This window comes from Halomonas sp. KG2, assembly GCA_030440445.1.
Classification (GTDB): domain Bacteria; phylum Pseudomonadota; class Gammaproteobacteria; order Pseudomonadales; family Halomonadaceae; genus Vreelandella.
The window spans coordinates 3,257,003-3,276,553 of record CP098528.1; the positions used below are offsets into that span (position 1 = coordinate 3,257,003).

General features: G+C 53.7%; 19 protein-coding genes and 1 tRNA gene. 6 read left to right on the forward strand and 14 right to left on the reverse strand.

The annotated features are described in order from the left end of the window. Positions 1–40 precede the first annotated feature (40 nt). Genes NDQ72_15175 through NDQ72_15195 form a run of 5 tightly spaced genes read right to left on the reverse strand, consistent with a single transcriptional unit; the run spans position 41 to position 4,731 of the window. The gene (locus tag NDQ72_15175) at positions 41–619 is read right to left on the reverse strand and encodes a peroxidase-related enzyme (GenBank protein WKD27386.1); all 579 of its coding nucleotides are present in this window, start codon (positions 617–619) and stop codon (positions 41–43) included. After that, positions 616–1,110, reverse strand: coding sequence for a hypothetical protein (locus NDQ72_15180; GenBank protein WKD27387.1), 495 nt, complete (start codon positions 1,108–1,110; stop codon positions 616–618). Before NDQ72_15180 ends, NDQ72_15175 begins: the two co-directional genes overlap by 4 nt. A gap of 48 nt (positions 1,111–1,158) precedes the next feature. Then, positions 1,159–2,613, reverse strand: coding sequence for an NAD(P)/FAD-dependent oxidoreductase (locus NDQ72_15185; protein WKD27388.1), 1,455 nt, complete (start codon positions 2,611–2,613; stop codon positions 1,159–1,161). Next, positions 2,610–4,334 carry an aminotransferase class V-fold PLP-dependent enzyme gene (locus tag NDQ72_15190; protein ID WKD27389.1) on the reverse strand — a complete coding sequence of 575 codons (1,725 nt, stop codon included), beginning with the start codon at positions 4,332–4,334 and terminating at the stop codon, positions 2,610–2,612. The genes NDQ72_15185 and NDQ72_15190 overlap by 4 nt, the downstream gene beginning before the upstream one ends. Beyond that, a complete protein-coding gene (locus NDQ72_15195) occupies positions 4,264–4,731 on the reverse strand; it encodes an Lrp/AsnC family transcriptional regulator (protein WKD27390.1) in 468 nt (155 codons plus the stop codon). Before NDQ72_15195 ends, NDQ72_15190 begins: the two co-directional genes overlap by 71 nt. Positions 4,732–5,051: 320 nt before the next feature. Here NDQ72_15195 and NDQ72_15200 point away from each other — a divergent pair, with 320 nt between their 5' ends. Together NDQ72_15200 and NDQ72_15205 are read left to right on the forward strand one after the other, a co-directional pair. Continuing rightward, entirely contained in the window at positions 5,052–5,261 is a 210-nt protein-coding gene (locus NDQ72_15200; protein WKD27391.1) for a hypothetical protein, read from the forward strand. A gap of 6 nt (positions 5,262–5,267) precedes the next feature. After that, positions 5,268–5,666: a hypothetical protein gene (locus NDQ72_15205; protein WKD27392.1), complete on the forward strand. Its 399-nt coding sequence runs from the start codon at positions 5,268–5,270 to the stop codon at positions 5,664–5,666. A 152-nt stretch (positions 5,667–5,818) separates the two neighbouring features. On the opposite strand, the gene NDQ72_15210 is transcribed toward NDQ72_15205, so the two are convergent. Together NDQ72_15210 and NDQ72_15215 are read right to left on the reverse strand one after the other, a co-directional pair. Next, positions 5,819–7,174, reverse strand: a complete 1,356-nt coding sequence (locus NDQ72_15210; GenBank protein ID WKD27393.1) for a beta-lactamase family protein — start codon at positions 7,172–7,174, stop codon at positions 5,819–5,821. Between the two features lie 84 nt (positions 7,175–7,258). Continuing rightward, the gene (locus NDQ72_15215; GenBank protein WKD27394.1) at positions 7,259–8,311 is read right to left on the reverse strand and encodes a diguanylate cyclase; all 1,053 of its coding nucleotides are present in this window, start codon (positions 8,309–8,311) and stop codon (positions 7,259–7,261) included. Between the two features lie 346 nt (positions 8,312–8,657). Between NDQ72_15215 and NDQ72_15220 the strand changes: the two genes are divergently transcribed. From NDQ72_15220 to NDQ72_15230, 3 genes are all read left to right on the forward strand, one after another. Beyond that, a complete protein-coding gene (locus NDQ72_15220; GenBank protein ID WKD27395.1) occupies positions 8,658–9,377 on the forward strand; it encodes a Crp/Fnr family transcriptional regulator in 720 nt (239 codons plus the stop codon). Between the two features lie 194 nt (positions 9,378–9,571). Next, complete coding sequence (locus NDQ72_15225; GenBank protein ID WKD27396.1) at positions 9,572–9,769, forward strand: hypothetical protein; 198 nt, start codon at positions 9,572–9,574, stop codon at positions 9,767–9,769. A gap of 16 nt (positions 9,770–9,785) precedes the next feature. After that, positions 9,786–10,283: a Crp/Fnr family transcriptional regulator gene (locus NDQ72_15230; protein ID WKD27397.1), complete on the forward strand. Its 498-nt coding sequence runs from the start codon at positions 9,786–9,788 to the stop codon at positions 10,281–10,283. A gap of 25 nt (positions 10,284–10,308) precedes the next feature. On the opposite strand, the gene NDQ72_15235 is transcribed toward NDQ72_15230, so the two are convergent. After that, positions 10,309–12,309 (reverse strand): TonB-dependent siderophore receptor, encoded by a 2,001-nt coding sequence (locus tag NDQ72_15235; protein ID WKD30414.1) that lies wholly within the window; start codon positions 12,307–12,309, stop codon positions 10,309–10,311. 317 nt (positions 12,310–12,626) lie between these two features. Then, a tRNA-Ile gene (locus NDQ72_15240) sits at positions 12,627–12,703 on the reverse strand. Between the two features lie 143 nt (positions 12,704–12,846). Here NDQ72_15240 and NDQ72_15245 point away from each other — a divergent pair. Beyond that, positions 12,847–13,422 (forward strand): hypothetical protein, encoded by a 576-nt coding sequence (locus NDQ72_15245; GenBank protein ID WKD27398.1) that lies wholly within the window; start codon positions 12,847–12,849, stop codon positions 13,420–13,422. A gap of 17 nt (positions 13,423–13,439) precedes the next feature. Here NDQ72_15245 and NDQ72_15250 read toward each other — a convergent pair whose 3' ends face one another. The 5 genes from NDQ72_15250 to NDQ72_15270 form a co-directional block, all read right to left on the reverse strand. Next, positions 13,440–15,275: an ABC transporter ATP-binding protein/permease gene (locus tag NDQ72_15250; GenBank protein WKD27399.1), complete on the reverse strand. Its 1,836-nt coding sequence runs from the start codon at positions 15,273–15,275 to the stop codon at positions 13,440–13,442. Between the two features lie 74 nt (positions 15,276–15,349). Continuing rightward, positions 15,350–16,111: an ABC transporter ATP-binding protein gene (locus NDQ72_15255; GenBank protein WKD30415.1), complete on the reverse strand. Its 762-nt coding sequence runs from the start codon at positions 16,109–16,111 to the stop codon at positions 15,350–15,352. Between the two features lie 89 nt (positions 16,112–16,200). Beyond that, positions 16,201–17,343: an iron ABC transporter permease gene (locus NDQ72_15260; protein WKD27400.1), complete on the reverse strand. Its 1,143-nt coding sequence runs from the start codon at positions 17,341–17,343 to the stop codon at positions 16,201–16,203. A gap of 59 nt (positions 17,344–17,402) precedes the next feature. Next, positions 17,403–18,371: an iron ABC transporter permease gene (locus NDQ72_15265; protein WKD30416.1), complete on the reverse strand. Its 969-nt coding sequence runs from the start codon at positions 18,369–18,371 to the stop codon at positions 17,403–17,405. 56 nt (positions 18,372–18,427) lie between these two features. Next, complete coding sequence (locus NDQ72_15270) at positions 18,428–19,369, reverse strand: iron-siderophore ABC transporter substrate-binding protein (GenBank protein WKD27401.1); 942 nt, start codon at positions 19,367–19,369, stop codon at positions 18,428–18,430. Positions 19,370–19,551: the final 182 nt, after the last annotated feature.

A 19,551-nucleotide genomic window follows, 5' to 3' on the forward strand; every position in this document is an offset into this window, starting at 1 on the left:
GGGATGTGCCAACGTTTTAAAAAGCGGGTGCTTGCTTAAGCTATGCTCCCGATACAGGTTCACCAAGGGTGTGCATAAGCCGGTTTGCCCAGCCAAACAGAGTGGTTGAGAGGGTAAGATCCAAAATTTCCTGATCATCCAGCCCTGCTTCACGTAGGCTGGCAATATCATCTTCGGTTACTTGGGGAGGACACTCAGAGAGCCGCATGCCAAACTTAAGGATGGCACGCTGACGAGCATCGATATCCGCCTTTTCGCCATTGAAGAAGATCTCCTGCATCACCCGCTCATCACGCGTCAGGTTGTTATAACGCTGAGCATGCACAGCCGCGCAGTAGATACAGCGGTTGACGACCGATGCTGCCACCGCTCCCAGTTCCCGCTCTTCACGGGATAGACCACCCTTGTCATACATGATGCCGTTAAATAGAGACGTGCGAATACGCAGCGGCTCAGGATCATGCGCCAACACCAATACATAGTCGGAAATTTTGGTGTTGGAAGGCGTCTCTTTCAGCGCTTCCCGTTGAGCAGGTGTCGCCTGATCAAAATCAATCGGCGTGATATGGGGACGCCACGTGGGTACCCGGGTAGTGAACTTGTGAATGACACGACTCATTGGTTTTTCCCCATCACACTCAGCACAGCAGCAACGCGCAGCTGGTAGTTAACGAAAGCAACCAGCCCGGCTAAGCGGACAATATCTGCTTCATCAATGCCTGCGGCACGTAGCGAACCGATTGTTGCTTCGCTGGCATCCCGTGGTCGTTCGGTGACCAAATCAACGTAATCCACCATCGCAACCAAACGCTGGTTATCCGCCGGTGGCATTTGCCCTGGAAGAGCCAGTTGGTAAGGGTCGGCATCATCGCCATACCCGGCAAGCAAATCAGCATAGTGCTGTGTCAGCCCTGCTTGCTGGCAAATTCTCGCCATACGACATGCCAGCGCCGCTCTTAAGCTGGCGGGCAGGTTCCCGGCATCACTGGGTAGCAGCGCTGCTTCATAGGATGCTTGTGTCAGCTCCATCAACTTGCCGCGCATGGTCAGGGCTTCGGCCAGCGGGCCGCTGCTGGGCACGCCAGCGGCTGTTTCCAGTACATGTGACATTTTGGTTCCTTAACATTGCAATACAAAGACGATGTTAGCGCTACGCATTCAAGACAATGGGGAAGGCTCCCACTCATCCCCCAGTAGTTCCGGAGAGTCGTAGTGTTCGAGTAGCTGCCAGTGGCGTTCAATGTCTTCTCGATAAAAGCCTGCGGCAATTGCACCTGCCAACCAGCTGGCTCCTTCGCTGATCCCAGGAATGTCACCGCTGACTTTGCCTAAGCTAATAGAGGCGCCATAGTTAAAGCAGTGGATATTACGCAGCCAGGGGGCCGCTCCTGGCTCTCGTTCTTGGAAGGCAAAGTCGCGATCCACGTAAGGAAAATTGCCCAGCTCCTCATGCTGAAGCTCGGCGGGTGGCTGATATCGATCACGCCACAGCAGGATACGATCGGCATACCCTGCCAGCTCGGTACGGGCCAGTGGGTCAACTTCAAACCCAGTTCCCAGAATCAGAAAGTCGCAGCGAACCTGTTTGCCCTGCTGGGTCGTGATCACCACTTCCGACCCTTCAACTCGAATATTTTCAATGCCACAACCAAAGTGAAAATAAGCATTCTCATGGCGGCTGACGCGCAACGTCGAGCCACGAGGAGGCGGCGTCTGAGTGATAAAAGAGTAATGCATAATGCGCCAGCGCCACTCATCCGGCAGTGTTGCGTAGCCATGAGTAAAGCCATAGGAGCCAATACCCATCATTTTGTTGATTGTCGGCATCTGCTGACGGCGAATCAGGAAGCGAACCTCGCTGGCGCCATGCTCCAGCGCCTCAGCAGCATTATCAATCGCCGAGGCGCCTACCCCCACCACGACCACACGCTTCCCTTTAAGGGCAGTAAAGTCGATATCGTCCGCCGTGTGTGCCCAGCTAGATTCCGGCAAACCAGCAACGAAATCGGGAATCTTGGGGGCACCGGTACCTTCACGGCCAGTCGCCATAATCAGTTTACGTGTTAGAACACGTTCAGCCGTCGCGCCTGGGCCAGAAAGCTCAAGACTGAGTAGCTCTCCCTCGGGCTTAACATGCTCAACCTTGACACTATTTTCGACCGGCAGGTTGAGAACTTCACGGTACCAGCAAAGGTATTCCATCCAGGTAGGTCGCGGAATCTTGTCAAGAATTTCCCAAGCCTCGGTGCCAAACTGCGCCTCATACCAAGCCCGGAAGGTCAGTGAGGCAAACCCATAGCTGGGTCCTGGTAATGTTTTCGGCGAACGCAGTGTCTCCATGCGGGCATAGTTCATCCAGGGCCCTTCTTTACCCGCCGGGTTGCGATCAAAAATACGGATATTGGAGATGCCTCCCGACAGTAGCGCGAAAGCCGCCACTAAACCGCACTGCCCCCCCCCCACAATCACGACATCGTAAACGTGCCGCCCATCCTCTCTCTCTAATGGGGGAACCCAATTAGCAGGTGGCAGGTTCAGACAGGCGAGGTCGTGCTTCACACGTGCATTCAAGGCTTCAAGGCCGGCACCGGCCAAAGAGGGAGTGAGGGTCATGGCATCATCTCGGCTTGTGTCTGCATGGCCTGTTCGGCTTCATGGGGCCACCAGAACCAACGAACGGGTACATCTTCAGCATGGCGATTAGCGGGTAAAGGCAAGGCTTTCGCCAGTTCAACCAATTCAAGCGCTCTGGCAAAGCAATCAAGTACTGTGGCCTCGTCAGCTGTTCCAACAGATGCATCCTTAGTGAAAAGCGTATCCAATAGGCATGGCGTTACTGACTCTTCGGATTGAGCTGACGCATCAGGGCGCTGGGCAACCCAAACACCACTATGTTCATCCACAGAGTAAAGTTTCATTAATACTGGGGCATAACGCGCAATAAACTCGACCGCTGATATTACATAGTTAGCCGACTCATTGCTAAAAAAGAAGTTAAATCCGAGTCTTACCCAACCTGGGCGATATATGCTTCTACCTTTTTGGACTAACGCTTCATGCGCTGCAGCCGTATCACTATCAATGGAAAGCAGTTCATGACCATAAGGGCCCGCGCAGGAACAGCCACCTCTAGCCTGAATACCGAATAGGTCATTCAGCATGGCAACCACGAGGTTATGGTGTATCGCCCTTTCTCCAGCAGTGACATTGAACGAGAAGATGGCCAGCCTGGGCGCATTAAGTGAGCCAAGCAGGTTTAGGTTGGCTATTTTTTGCCAGCGTGCCACCGCCATGGCCACCAACTCTTTCTCGCGCAGTTCAATGGTCTCAGTGCCAACTTTTGCTTTGATACGGAACGCCAACCCCGCGCGAATGTCGCCCAAAATATTAGGCGTACCCGCTTCCTCCCGACGCTCGACATTCTGAACATAGCGATGATGGGAGGCAGTTACATAGGATACCGTGCCGCCACCTGAAATAGATGGCTTCGCATTGCAGCACACCGCTTTGCGAATCACCAGCACGCCGGAACTTCCAGGTCCACCAACAAACTTATGAGGGGAAAGGAAGACGGCATCCAAATGATCGCCTTGGCCGCTGCCTGCCATATTGATCGCGACATAGGGCCCACTTGCCGCATAGTCGAACACAGCCAAGCCGCCATATTGGTGCGCTAACTTGGCTATCTGGGCCACGGGCGACAAAATCCCCGTTACATTCGAAGCAGCCGAAAACGCCACGACTTTAACTTCCCGCTCGGCATGTGCCTGCAATTGCTGTTCTAGTATTCCCAGATCAACAAGACCATGGCTATCCAGAGGAGTACGTACCAGATCAACATCGCACTCACGCCATACCAGGTCATTGGAGTGATGCTCATAGGGGCCAACGAAAACAACCGGTTTGGAGACCTTCGAAGTCACTTGCCCATGGGTCAACTCAAGAATGCGACAGCAACGATCTATCGCCGCGGTTGCACCAGCACCAGCAAAAATGACCGCATATTCGTCATCAGCACCTACAGACTCCGCCACAGCTTGGCGAGCAGCTTCCCGTAGCCGCGTGGTCATTTTACCGGTGTAAGAGGTTTCTGTATGCGTATTGGCATACAGAGGCAACACCTCCTCCTGCATTGCCCGCTCGACGATATCCAACGCCCTTCCCGATGCCGTGTAATCGGCATAGAGCAAGGGGCAGTCTCCAAATGGGCCGGGGATCAAGCGCCCTTCTCCAATGACCCCACTCTGTAGGCGCTCCATCCACTCACGAGAGATCGCCGAGGGGGAGCTCGGTGGTTTTCTTGACTTGTTCCATTGAGAAGCACGATGTGACATTACTGAGCTCTATTTTCGCAATCAGCCTTTTATAAAAGGCGTCATAAGATTGGTTATTACGCGTAATGACCTTGAGTAAGTAGTCGTATTCACCTGCGAGACGATTAACTTCTACGATCTCAGGAAAGTTTTTAACCGTTTCCTGAAATGTATCAAGCCAAGCTTGGTTGTGTTTATCCGTTTTAACCATCACAAACACAGTAAGACTAAGATCCAATTTCTCAGGGTTCAGTACGGCAATTCTTTTTTCTATAATTCCGTCTTTTTCCAGCTTTTGTATTCGCCGCCAACACGGCGTAACAGAGAGACCAACCCCTTCTGCAAGCTGTGCAATAGAAAGACTATCATCGCGCTGAAGCTGTTCAAGAATTTTCAAATCAAAACGATCAATAAGCAATTTATTTCCCCCACAAACATTTATAAGGAATTTTATTCTTTATAACCTTTGATCGATACGGTCAAGGGAAATAATTTTTCACCTCCAACTCTGTTGATTTCAACTAAGCATCTACTCCGGCTAAAAGGACATCCCAAAACGGTGCAAAAAAATATGCTGCACCACAAAGAACAATACATAAAAGATTAAAATCGAAACCACTATGGTGTTAAAAGCATGGGGTTAAAAGCATGGCGTTAAAAGCACACAATTGATTAAAACTCTTTGATCGATCATGAATATATACGCCCTTGAACACGCACTCTTGAACATATCGCCCTATGAAGCACACTTTCTGCGCCGACCTCAGCCGTGAACAGAATGACCCATTAGCTGGGAGCGCTGCCCATGCCGAACTCAATCTATTAATCAGTTGGCCGCGCGCAAAGTGGCTGCGCAAATTGCGCCATGCCAGCGGCATGAACGACACGCTGAAACAGACACTAGATGACATTGCCGATAGCGGCCTACGTATTAACCTGATTCAGTAACTGGGAATGGATAAACATCAGCACCAAGTATTTCTGATGCCAGAGCGGCGGCGCTTTCTAATCGCCCGCCATCACTTAGAAAACTTTTTAAGCGCTCTACAAACAGGCAACAGCTTGGCAGAGTGGGAACAGCCCCCGCTAGAAAAAGACCTACTGCTCTGCTGCACCCACGGCACAAAAGACAAATGCTGCGCCAAGTACGGCTACCAAACCTATAAGGCGCTGGCTCAAACGGTTGCTGACCACCAGCTACCGTTCGAGGTCTGGGAAAGCAGCCATCTGGGTGGCTGCCGGGGCAGCTCACAACTCCCCCCCCGCCCAACAGTATGCAGAATTAGCCGCCCTGACTCACCTAAGTACCCAACTAAGTACGGATCAGCACCAGCTAACGCTGCTGGACGATAGCGGCAGTGAGCAAGAACGCCTGATACGCTGGCAGTGGCAACGGGGCAACACTCAAGGCCAACTCAGCGTGCGCTGCTAAGCCGTCACCATCATGCGAATTGACACTTGCACCGACCTTGAGAAAGGGCCCATGGAAAGTACCGTTTGGCATATTACTCAGATGTCATAGCCGCTTTTTCCATCAAATACTCTGCAACCGCCTGATAGGCGGGGAGTGAGGTAGGGTCATTAGCCGCATTTCCTGCCACCGGGTGCGATGCAAAACGCACAATGACCATCTCAGCGGTGGGGTCAATATAAATGGTTTGTCCATGCACCCCTCTTGCGGCAAAGGCGCCATGCTCGTTATGCAGAGACCACCACATGCCGCGGTAGCTACCGCCCGGTAAATAACGGTATCCCGCGGCGTCAAACGCTTGCCTGTCGCCGCCTTCCCGAATGCGCTCAACGGCTGCGGCAGGAAATAGCCGCTCACCATTCATTACGCCTTTATTAAGCACCAACTGGCCGACTCTGGCCAAATCCCGAAGGCCAGCGCTCAAACCGCCCCCTGCGAACGGCGTACCAATAGAGTCCACGGTAAAGTAAGCATCCTGCTCCATGCCTAACCGCTGCCAAAGACGCGATGACAACAGTGACGCCACCGATTCACCCGTCGTGCGCGCGATCACCCAGCCAAGTGCATCGGTATTAATCGTTTTATAGCCAAAGACCTGCCCATGCTCCCCTTCCGGTTGTACCGTTGCGAGATACTCATAATAAGTACGCGGCCCAGTGTAATCGTCTGGCTTGGGGAGCGGGCTTGCCGCTGCATTGTAGGCCCAGACCTCAGCGTTGGGGTCACTGTAATCTTCGCTGTAAGCAAGGCCTGTGGTCATCTCAAGCAGTTGCTTCACCGTGGCATTACCAAAAGCACTGTCGGCAAGTTCCGGTAAAATATCACCCACCAGCGCTTGCTCATCCAGCACGCCTTCTGCCACCAGAATTTCACCTAGCAAGCCGGTCATGGATTTAGTCACCGACATAGCGCCGTGCTGGCCCGTTTCATCCAAACAGCCTGAGTAAGTCTCATACACCACCTGGCCTTGGTGAAGAATCAGCAGACCATCGGTGTAGTTTTCATTCAGCGACGCCTGCCACGACATAGGCTCACTAGCGTCAATCGGAGTGAAGGTGACAGCGTTTATCGCGTCATCTAATGCATAGGGCAAAGGAGCAGGTGCGCCCAACCCACGGCTGACCTGCTTAGTAGGCAACAGCTCGCGAAAGTGGCACACCGTCCAGCGCATTTTGGGGAAACTAAAGTAGTTGGAGTCTGGCTGGCCAATCAACTGCTCCGGTGCAGGTGGGAAGCCCTGCATCCAGCCTAACTGGTTCGGGTCAGAAGCTTCAGCACTTAATACCGAGGTACTCGCCTGCGGAGCAGCCGCATGAACCATTGAGCTAAGCAGCAAAGCGGGAAACGCAAGCGGCAACATCACACTAAAACGGCGATAAAATCGTGTCATAAAAGCGACTCCCAGACGTACAACACCACATGAGCGTAACGTTTGAGTCTAGTGAATTCTAATAGAATGGATAGCTAAACGAGTTCAACGTTCTTTATGCTTACATTGCCAGTGCTTATTGTTCATATCATAGCTAAATACTTGGTATTGATGTCGACCGCTTTTCTTTGCACGGTACATAGCGGTGTCGGCATTCTCGAGCAAACTATGTTCATTTGCCCCATGATCGGGATAGAGGCTGATCCCGATACTGACACTAATGCCTAGTTTATAGTGACCAATACAGCATGGCATCGCTAATGCCCGAAGGATTTTTTCTGCCACTCTGGCAGCATCACTCAGTTTTTCAATTTCACTAAGCAGTACTATAAACTCATCTCCACCCTGTCGGGACATGGAGTCTGTAGCGCGTACACATTCACTGAGACAGTTAGCGACGAACTGCAACAAGCTGTCGCCAACAGTATGGCCAAGTGAATCATTGATGAACTTAAAGTTATCGATATCTAAATATAACAGTGCAACATAATGGTCGTGCCGTTTTGCTAGACGGATAGCGCGAGCAAAGTGTTCTGCAAATAGAAAACGATTAGGCAGCTTGGTTAGCGCATCATAGTGAGCCTGATAGGCTAGTTGCTCAGCGCGCGTTAAAGAGTGCTTGGCATCATGAAATACAATCACCGCCCCTACCGTAACACCATGGCTATCATGAATAGGAGCCGCCGAATCTTCTATCTCTAGTTGACTACCATCCTGGCGAATCAACACGCAGTCCAGAGCCAACCCTACCGTGCGATTTTCTTCTATTGCTCTTAGCGCTGGGTTAGGCGCGGGCTCGTAAGTTTGGATATGCACGAGCTTCAAGACCTGATCAATTGGCTTACCAAGCGCCTCTGCACTCGTCCAGCCGGTCAATGCTTCAGCAACGCGGTTCAGATAGGTAACCCTGGCGCTCAAATCGGTCGTCAAAACAGCATCACCGATTGAATTTAGTGTTGCTTTAGCCCACCCCCTTTCTACTTGCAGGGCATTCTCGACACTCCGCAATCGCTCGTCGGCACCTTGCTCGGCATCGTCTTCTGTCATCTGGGTATTATTGTTTTGGTGACCACCGTACAGCATGACGTTTTTATCCATGTGTAGCCGTGTCCAAGGGTAAGGTCGGCGCTGCATTCCTTGCAGCGCACAGTGCAACATCCTGTTCAGGCATATCCCTTGCCTCACTGATAGTGACATTAGGCGGTAGATTGACAACTCACTGTGCGTTAGCGAACACAAGCAGCAAGTTATTTAAATTAAAATTGGCGACTCCCAAGCCGACAAATCAGTCCTATGTGCGATAGCGTACAGAGATTGCCTCAAGGCACTCTATACTTGAAAGGAGAATGTCTATCGGCTGGAGGGCGCACATCCACAAGGGCTCCCTTGTAGAAGCGGCGGCTGAAGAAAGCTGCATCTAAGCTTAAGATAATGAGGATATTCAATGCTTGAACCGAATAATTTCAAGCAAAATGCGTTGCTTGGTTTACTTCCCCAAAATGATCTCACGAATCTGCTGCCTCACCTTGAAAAAGTGACATTGACATTGGGTCAATCACTTAGTGAACTTGGTCGGCAAATGAGTCATGTCTACTTTCCGCTGGATTCCATCGTCTCGCTACTCTGCGTGATGGAGAACGGCGCCTCGACGGAGATCGCTATAGTCGGCTACGAGGGTATTGTAGGCGTCTCGCTCTTTATGGGAGGTGAAACCACCCCTAGCCGAGAGATCGTACAGAGCGCAGGACATGCTTATCGGCTTAAGGGACAACTGCTCAAAAACGAATTCTACCGCGCCGGTGCCATGCAGAGACTACTGCTTCGCTATACCCAAGCCTTACTGACCCAGATGGCGCAGACAGCGGTATGCAACCGCCACCACAGTGTCGACCAACAGCTATGCCGCTGGCTGTTGCTCAGCCTTGATCGGCTGCCGGGAAATGAACTGGTGATGACCCAGGAATTAATTGCCAATATGTTAGGCGTGCGTCGCGAGGGAGTCACCGAGTCAGCGGGTAAACTTCAAAAGGCCGGTTTGATTTCTTACAACCGAGGGCGCATTAAAGTAATCGACCGCCCTGGGCTGGAAGCACGGGTCTGCGAGTGCTACTCAGTGGTCAAACGCGAGTATGATCGGCTGCTCAACCACCATCACGTTATGTGAGCAACATAAGCGAAGCCGCTAACATAATGCCAAAAGCACCAACACGCTATGTACGCTAGCGTGCCGACGCTTGATTCAACCAATGTTAATATGTGGAGGTACCATTAAAAAAAGATGGTGCGTCTGCAGCCGACATCAAAATGATCGCGATCTTCATTATGCCGTTTGCCAGGTTCTTTCAACCGGAGAGGCACATGACGTCTATTTTTCACGCTGCCGATGCCAACTATCTTCTTGCTGATCTGCCTACTGCTGAGCAAGACGCTTTTATGGCCAGTTGCGAGACTGTGTCGCTTACGTTTGGCGAAGAACTTCACCATCCTACCGATACAGTCACCCACGCCTACTTCCCCATCACCAGTTTCACAGATCGTCATTCTTCATGGGGATAGCCGCCTTGAAGTCGCGATGGCAGGACGTGAAGGCATGCTTGGTCTCTCACTGATGCTCGGTATCGAAGAAGCGCCACTGCTCGCAGTTGTTCAGGGAGCCGGGGTAGCGCTGCGTATCAACACTGCTAGCTTTCAACGGCTCTTGCTAGAGTGCCCGGTACTGCATCTGCGGCTAAAACGGTACCTTTACGTCGTCATTAATCAGCTAGCAAACTCAGCGGCCTGCATCCATTTTCATCGGATTGAGGAACGCCTTGCCCGCTGGCTGCTAATGACCCAAGACCGCGCCAAATCAGATAGATTGCAGCTAACCCACGAGTTCTTGGCCATGATGCTAGGCGTTCGACGAGCAGGGATTACGTTGGCGGCAATTGCCCTGCAAACACGCGGCCTAATTCGCTACCACCGTGGTGAAATCATCATCATGGACCGCCCCGGCCTGATCGCAGCGTCTTGCACTTGCTATAGCGAAGATTGTGCGCTGTATGCCCGAGTGCTGACACCACACAGCTAACGGAGCAGTGGTGGAAAACCACGCGTTACCAGCGGTATCTCAAGCTGCCAATGACACTGCGAGACTCGCCGTAGTAGCACCAATATTCACAACTCGCCACGTACTCTTTATCGGTGAGATTATTGACGTTCAATTGAGCCTGCCAACCATCAGCAAACTCGTAGCCCACCATCGCATCGACCAGCGTGTAGCTACCCACGGCAGTGTTATCTGACACACTGGTGTCTATCGTGCTCCCCACATAACGCACACCTCCACCTAAGGTAACGCCATTCAATGCACCGCCGGTAAAGGCATAGTCCAACCAGGTTGACGCCTGATGGCGCGGTATCAAGGGCGCCCGCTGATCATCTTCAAGGCGTGAATCGGTATAGGTATAAGCCGCCGTCACTTTTAAGTCATCCGTTAGGTAACCAACCCCTTCCAACTCAAAGCCCTGAGAGGTCCGCTCACCTTCTTGTACCTGGAAGCCGCTGGGCGAGTTGATCAGCGTATTGCTCTCTTGCAGGTCAAATACTGCGGCCGTGACATAGCCGTCCCAGCCAAAGGGCGCGACTTTGACCCCAGCTTCCCACTGGCGACCTTCGCGGGGCTCGTAAAGATCACCATCGCTGTCCACTCGACCTAACGGGTCAAAAGATTCGGTATAACTGATATAGGGGTTAACACCGTTTTCCCCTAAATACATCGCACCACCGGACCAGGATACTTGGTCATCGTCTGAGCGTTGCGTTGTTCCCGCGGTAACATTCCTATTTTCGGTGTCCGCCTGATCAAAGCGAACCCCACCCAAAAGCACCCAACGGTCATCAATACGCAGCTGGTTTTGGGCGTACAAGCCGGTTTGCTCTTTATCAATTTCTCGGGTTACCAAATCATCCGCCCCTACGGGCGTAAAGTTGCCGTAGGTGGGGTTGAAGATATCGATAGGATCGCCGAAGGGAAACGGATCAGCTTCTTGGCCACTCACCCCAAGGTTCTGATAATCCGCCCCCAGCAGCAGGGTATTTTCTGTACGATCGGTGTACCAAGTGCCCATCATACGGTTATCAACCGTCAAACTATCAATGGTGCCATCGCGATACACATGCCCGCGTGCCGCCTGACGTTCATCAGCCATAAAGAAAGCGTACGTACTACGCAGCTCTAAATCCAGCTCGCTGTAGCGTAAATCCTGCTCGAAGCGCCACGTATCATTAAGCTGATGGCGTAGTTCATAGCCTAACGCCCACTGGGTACGGTTATCCTTATCGTAACCCGGCTCACTCAGGTTGGTTTGGGGGTCGACACGGCCAAAGGGAGTGTCTTGAACCGTACCATAGGGCAGCTTGAAGGAGTTGACTGGAACACCGTCATCTTTCTGCACACTGGCCAAAAAAGTAACCGTTGTATCGTCGCTAACATCCACCGCCAAACTCGGCGCAAAGTAGTAACGCTCGTTGTTAGTCGCGTTCAAATCACCATCACGCTCTTTATAAAGGCCGACCAAACGGTAACGAACATTGTCACTCTCGCCTACCGGGCCACTGGTATCAATGCCCACTTGGCGATGATCGCGATTGCCAAACTGTACATTCACCTCGCCCTGAGGCGTTTCTGTTGGGCGCTTGCTAACCGCATTAATCAAGCCTCCAGGAGGCGCTTCGCCGTAAAGAATAGAGGATGGGCCTTTGAACACATCCACCCGCTCCAAGCCAAATGGCTCCGGCAGCCACTGGTAAAACCCTTCGCGATAGATCCGCAGGCCATCTTGGTAAGTGGACTGATCAAACCCACGCACCTTGAACCAATCAGTGTTGTTATCACTGCCGAAATGCCCCGAAAGCACGCCTGCACGATAACGGAAAGTTTCATCTAATTGCTGGACGTTGCGGGCTTCCAACTCCTCACGATCAACGCTGGATACAGGGCGCGGCGTTTCCACCAGCGGCGTATCCACTTTCAAGGCAGTTGCGGTTACCACAACAGGATCGTTAGCAACTCGCTCCTCTTGAGCAAGCGCCGCCAAAGGCGCAACGCTAAGCATTCCACCAAGCGACACCACCAACGAGCGGCGAACCGCCGCAGTCAGCGGCGCAACAGAAAACGACATGGACGTAGGGAGCATAGGAAGGTCTCACAGGCATGAGGAGAAGCATCGTTATAATAAAGCGAATGATACGGATTTTTATTCGCATGAACAATAACAGCAACGACGCTAACCTGAGAATGGAGGCTTGAAAATAGCGGCTAGCCTGGAGAGGAGAGATTTGGAGGTAGTAAAAAATAGGCACGGCAAAGAAATCGCTAGACGGCAAGGCCTGCGATGTTTGAGAAAAAGCTATAAAGGGAACAAGATAGAAATGGTGGGCCCAGTAGGACTTGAACCTACGACCAAGGGATTATGAGTCCCCTGCTCTAACCAACTGAGCTATAGGCCCGTAAAGCGTGCATATAATAGCGAATGTGTTCGGGCGAGGCTACCCCTTACGGTGCTATCTTGTGGTGATAGCAGCAATTTTTTAGGGGCACTTATTGAAAAGCGTGAGGTCTGGTAGTGAGTTCCGAAATGCGGAGACGTGCTGTGAAAGCTTTGATTGCTCTTATCCCGCTATTGTTGGCGGTGCCGGTTCATGCGGATTGGCAGCTAGATCCTGGTCAGTCGCGGGTGCAGGCGTCTATTACTCAATTAGATGGCAGTGCCCCGCAAACCCATCACCATCAGGTGAATAATTTGCAGGGTGATATCTCTGCCGATGGCACCCTGCGCCTGCCGTTGCGTTTGAGCCAAACGGATTTGCTGACTCGCTTTGGTGATTTGCCGCCGTGGGTGGGCTTACTGGCCAATACCACGCTAGTCACACTGGTCGCGCAAATGCCGCCAGAGCGGTTAGATGGCTTGGATATTGGTGAATCCATGGTAGAAACGCTTACCTTTCGGGTACAAACCGACCTGATTAATCAGGAAGAGTCGGTGCCGCTGCGCTTTACCCGCGAAGGACTGAACGAGGTGCGCGTTACCCATGCTGAACCGATGGCGATGGATGGCCGCGCGCTGATGGCCAACAGCACGGTGCGAACCGTGCTGTCGTTGCTGGGCTATCAGGAGATTGACGAGCATGTACCGGTCACCTTGAATGCCCTGCTGGTGAACCGCTAACGCGCCGTAAGGCGCGTTCAGTGGCTGAGTGTTTCCACATCGCCTGCCTGGGCAGCGCCAGTTTGTACTCGCCACTGGGCAGCATAGTGGCCATCAGCCACCAACAAGCTTGAGTGGTTACCACGCTCAGCAACGCGTCCTTTTTCGATCACCACGATTTCATCGGCATGCACAATAGTCGAAAGCCGATGGGCAATCATAATCACCGTACGGCCATGGGCGATGCGCTTCAGTGAACGCTGAATGGCAGCTTCAGTTTCGTTATCCACCGCGCTAGTGGCTTCATCCAGCACCAGAATCGGCGGATCTTTAAGCAGCGCCCTGGCCAGCGAAAGCCGCTGACGTTGGCCGCCAGAGAGTAATACTCCTCGCTCGCCAACCGGGGTTTCCAACCCTTGGGGCAGCGTTTCAATAAAACTCCAGGCTTCGGCGGTTTTCGCGGCGTCAATAATCGCGGCCTCCGAGGCATCGGGTTTGCCGTAAGCAATATTGTCGCGAATGCTGCCTTCAAACAGGTACACATCCTGACTCACCAACCCTATCGCTTGGCGCAGCGAGTGCATGCTGACCTCTGTGATCGGCTGACCGTCGACCAGTACGCGGCCGCTGACTGGGTCGTAAAAGCGCAGCAGCAATTTGATCAGGGTCGATTTACCGGAACCGGTAGCGCCTACCAGCGCTAGGGTGTTGCCTGCAGGCACGTGGAGATCAACGCCATTCACCCCTACTTGGCTAGCGGCGTAGTGGAAGCTCACGGCTTCGAACCGCACCTCGCCTTTCACAGGCGCAGTGAGAGGCGTTGTACTTTCATCTTTAACCGTAATTGGCACTTCCAGTAGGTCAAGAATCCGCTTAGTACTGGCCATCGCGCGCTCGAACAGGTCGATCACTTGGGCAAGGCCGGTGAGCGGCCACAGCAAGCGCTGGGTAAGGAAAACCAGGACGCCATAAGCGCCTACATTCAGGCTGCCGTCCAGCGCCATCATGCCGCCGACGGTAAAGGTGGCGAGAAAGCCCGCCAAAATTGCCATACGGATCACGGGTATAAACGCGGAGCTGACCTTTATCGCCCGGCGATTGGCTTCTAAATAGGCTTCGCTGGCATCACGGAGGCGCTCGGCTTCCCGTGCTTCACTGGTAAAGCTTTTGATGGTGGCAATGCCGCTTAGGTTGTTGGAAAGGCGGCTGGCAAGATCACCCACCTTTTCACGCACATCGCTATACAGCGGCCCGGCTTTGCGTTGGAAGAAGAAAGCGCCCCAGATAATCAGCGGAATCGGCGTGAACGCCAGTAGCGCAATCAGCGGTGACAGTACAAAGAACACGGCGCCTACCGCGATTACCGTCACACCAACTTGAATCAGTGCGTTAGCTCCGCCGTCCAGGAAGCGCTCCAGCTGGTTCACGTCGTCGTTCATGGTGGCGACGAGCTGGCCGGAGCTTTTAGATTCGAAAAACGCCATATCCAGGCGCTGGGCATGCTCGTAGGTGTCCTGGCGCATATCGGCCTGTAGCCGCTGGGCAAGGTTGCGCCAGAGGATTTGGAACAGATACTCGAACAGCGACTCCCCCGCCCAGATAAAGAACGTCAGCACCGCCAGAATGGTGATTTGTTGATGAGGTGTTTCAAACCCCAGCCGCGCGACAAAGCTGTTTTCCTGATTCACCACCACATCAATCGCCACACCGATCAGAATTTCCGGAGCGATATCAAATAGTTTATTAATAATGGAACAGGCGGTGGCCGCGGCAATCCGCCGCCGATAACCTTTGGCATAGCGCAGCAGTCGCACGAGCGCTTGAAAGCTTTGGTTTGAAGACGTCGCTTGAGCGCGAGGTGGTGAAGAAGCCACATCGGTTCCTTTTAGAAGTTATTGAGAGAATGTAGAGAGAACGAGAACTATGGGCTGAAGTTACTGAGTGGCGCTTATGCCAGCTGAGCCACGCGGCGCACGTTAGCCAGCAAGGGGCTGCCGGTATCCGGATCAAGCAGCAGCGTACAGTCTACCTGGTAAAGCTCGCGCACTAGCTCGGGCGTCACCACCTCAGCGGGTGCTCCCTGAGCAATAATCTGGCCATCACGCATCGCAATCAGGTTGTCTGAATAACGACAAGCACTGGCGAGGTCGTGCAATACCATCACCACCGTGCGGCCATGGCAAGCCAAGTGGCGCACTAGCTCAAACACTTCAATCTGATGGCCTAAGTCTAGCGCAGAGGTGGGTTCATCTAAAAGCAGAAGCGGCGTTTGCTGGGCAATGGTCATGGCGATCCAGGCACGCTGGCGTTGGCCGCCGGAAAGCGCTTCTAGCGGCCGATCGGCGAGGTCTTCCAAACCAGCAGCGTCGAGCGCGTACTGCACCACGCGCTGGTCTTCCGCCGACCACTGGCGTAGCCAGCCTTGGTGAGGCTGGCGGCCAAAGCGAATCAATTCAGTGACGGTTAAGCCTTCTGGAGCCACCGCCTCTTGGGGCAGCAACGCTAGCTGAGTAGCTAACTGACGCGCGGGCAGGCGTTGAATATCCTGGCTATCCAGCAGTACCGCACCGCTATCTGGTTTGTGCAAACGAGCAAGGCCGGAAAGTAGCGTTGATTTGCCGCAGCCGTTAGGGCCAACAATGGCGGTGACCTGCCCGCTTGGCAGGCTAATGTCCAGGTTTTCAATCACTCGGCGCTGGCCGTAGCTCATGCACAACGCATTGGTGGCAAGCGTTGGTGAAACAGGCGCTGGTGAAACTTGTCCTGGTGAAACTTGTTCTGGTGAAAGAGATGAGTTGTTCATGGGCGGCTCCGTTGTGGGCGCATTAATATCCATAGCAGCCAGGGCCCGCCAACCACCGCGGTGACAATACCAACGGGAATTTCAATCGGCGCCAAGAGGGTGCGCCCGGCAAGGTCGGCCAACAACATCACCAGAGCACCTGCTAAGGTGGCGGCTAGAATCGGCACATGTCGAGCGCTGGAGAGTGAGCGGGCAATCTCTGGGCCAATCAGCGCGACCATGCCCACAGGCCCCGCCACAGCAACCGCAAAGGCAGTAAGCACAACGGAAAGCATCAGGATCTGTAGCCTGCGGGCTTTAACACGAAGTCCTAGGCCGCTGGCGGTGGCATCTTTAAAGCGCAGCAGCGTCAGTGAACGCGCCAGCGCCAAGGCGGCAATAATCCCCAATGCCAAGCCAATTCCCAACAGTTGTACTGCGCCGCCGGGGCGGGCATTGAGTGATCCTACCGTCCACGGGTAGGCGGCATTAGCGGTGTCAATCGCTACCCGCGCCAGCATTAATTGAGTGACAGCACCAAACACCGCTCCCACGCCAATGCCCGCGACAATAAACCGATAACCCTGAGTACCACTGCCTGCCGCGAGGCCAAAGGTCAGCACAGCGGCGGTCGTTGCCCCAGCCAATGCCATCGCGGGCGGCGCAATAGACACGCTCATGCCTACAATAGAGGCCACCGCAAACGCCGTTGCGCCATTATCAATACCGATAATGCCGGGCGTGGCTAGGCGATTGCGTGCCAGGGTTTGCATCAAAATACCTGAAAGTGCGAACGCCGCTCCGGTAAAGCAAGCAGCGGCCAAACGAGGCAAACGCAGCTCCTGAACCATAAAGGCCGTCATCATGTCGCCCTTACCTAACACGGCAGGAATAACCGCACTGGGCGCCAGCGGTACGCTACCTAAGCTTAGATAGAGCAGGCAAGATGCCAGCAATGCCATCAACAAACCAATATTGACGGCTAGCGCGCGCTTTTCGAGCAGGAAACTATAGCCCCAACGGGGTAGCGCAATATGCCAGTAGCCTTCCGGCGCTGGCACGCTATCGGCATGCTCTGCGGCATGGATTGGAACATTGTTTAAAACATGGCTGGGAGTGACAACATCCGTTAAAGGCGGATGATTCGCCATTATTTTCATATCAACACATCACCAAGATGACACCGCGACGCCTGGGCGGCAGGGTGTTAAAAAAAGCGTTACAGCATGGGTAACCGTTTAGCACGCACCACGGCAATCAATACCGGCGCGCCACATAGCGCGGTAAGCACCCCCAATGGCAGCTCGGAAGGTGCGACGGCAACACGCGAGATAATATCCGCCATAAGCACAATCAATGGGCCTATCGGCAGGCAAAACCACAGCGTGCGGCGAATATCGGGCCCGGCAAACGCACGCGCTACAAATGGCACCACCAGCCCTACAAAGGCGATCGGCCCGGCAATCGCAGTTGCCGCGCCAACCAGCAGTGCCACGCAACCTACGGCTACCCAGCGGATCAGTGTGGGGTGATGCCCCAAGCCACTCGCCGCTCGCTCGCCTAACGCCAGCGCCGCCAGTGGCCGCGCCATGAGAACCACCGCGATGGCAGCAACTAGTAAGCTCGGCAACACCGCCACAAGATCATCCAGCCGTCTTCCTGCAAGGCTGCCTACCACCCAAAAACGAATCTCATCAGCGGCGCGCTGGTCGTACAGCAGCATTAATGAGGTGAGCGAGCCTAATAACCCAGAAAATGCCGCCCCCGCCAACACTAAACGCACCGGGTCATTTCCCACTCCGCGAAAACGCGCCACGCTAAGGACACACACACAGCCGATCAGTGCTCCTAACTGGGCAACCGAAATGCGTAGCGTAGCAGCGCTAGCCCCTAGTACCAGAGCCAGTGCTACTGCAAAGGCCGCCCCTGCGCTTACCCCCAGCAGACCCGGCTCGGCGAGCGGGTTGCGGGAAATGGCTTGTAGCAGCGCCCCGGCAACGCCCAACGCAATACCCACCACAATGCCAATTAAGGTACGCGGAGCGCGAAGCTCCCAGACGATAAACTGCGCTTCGCTGTCGCTGGCACTCTGCAGCAATCCCAGCACTCGGCGTGGCCCCACCTCACCTGCCCCAATCAGTAAACTAACGACGCTCACCGCCACAAGGGCGGTGAGCAGAATAAGCATCCATGTACGGGGAGCATAGCGCCGACTGGCGCTGCCCATTGCGCTAGGTAGTGATGTCACGGCAACAATGCGTTCTCAATATCGTCCAGAATGGCTTGAGCGGCCAGCGGTCCGTTGGCACTGCTCCACAGTTGGCCATTCACCGGCACGACCTGATCTTGTTTAACTACGTTCAAACGTGTGAAGGCGGAGCTTTGCTTGGCGGCATCTAACGCCGCTTGGCCATCGGCGTTAAGCGTAGCCAGGAACAGCCAATCGCCGTCCACTTGGGAAAGATTTTCAAGACTGAGTATATCGCTATGGGGGTGACCTTCAGCAACCAGACCCGCATCCTGAACCTCTACCCCCACTTTCGCCAATAGGCCAGTGGCGATCAGCTCTTTGGACATCACCATCGGGCCATTGGGCATCCAGCGAGCCAGCACAGCAGTGCCACCTGCGTTCGCATCATCAATCGCAGCGGCCAATTCGCTAATACGCTGATCGACGGCCGCAATAGCATCGTCGATTTCCGCTTCACGATTGAGCGCCTGTCCATAAAGCCGCGCTTCTGCTTCCCAGCTATCAGGCGCTAACGGCTGAGCGTGCGGCACTACAGTAGGCGCGATGCGCGATAGCAACTGGTACTGCTCTTCCGGTAGCTGGGCGGCGGCCAGAATTAAATCGGGCTGTTGGGCCAGAACCGCTTCAATATTAATCTCACGTACAACGCCGACAATCTCAGGACGCTCGCCATTTAGGTGGGCTTCTACATACTCAGCAACGTTATCACCACCGCGGGTAGTGACCGCGCCAACGGGTGTCACGCCAGCAGCCAAAGCAGCATCTAACGCACCCTCATACAGAGTAACAACACGCTCTGGCGCATCACTAACGTCAACGTCTCCGTATGCGGTATCCAGCGTGCGCGCCTGAGCAACGCTTGCCAACGATCCACCTACCAATAACCCGCCTACCACAATACCTACAAGTCCGTTGCGCAGCGATGAGTAACCCATAAGTAACGCTCCTGAGTGTCTGTGGCAGTGATAATAACGATTCTCAAAAGCACTTGCATCATTATTCCAACGAATCGAACGTTCCAGTTACTGCAACACCCGCTTAATTAGCCGCCTAACAAGCTAATAGAGGTATATTTTTTCCATAACGCTGTTCGGCATTAAGCAACACGATGTTCGAT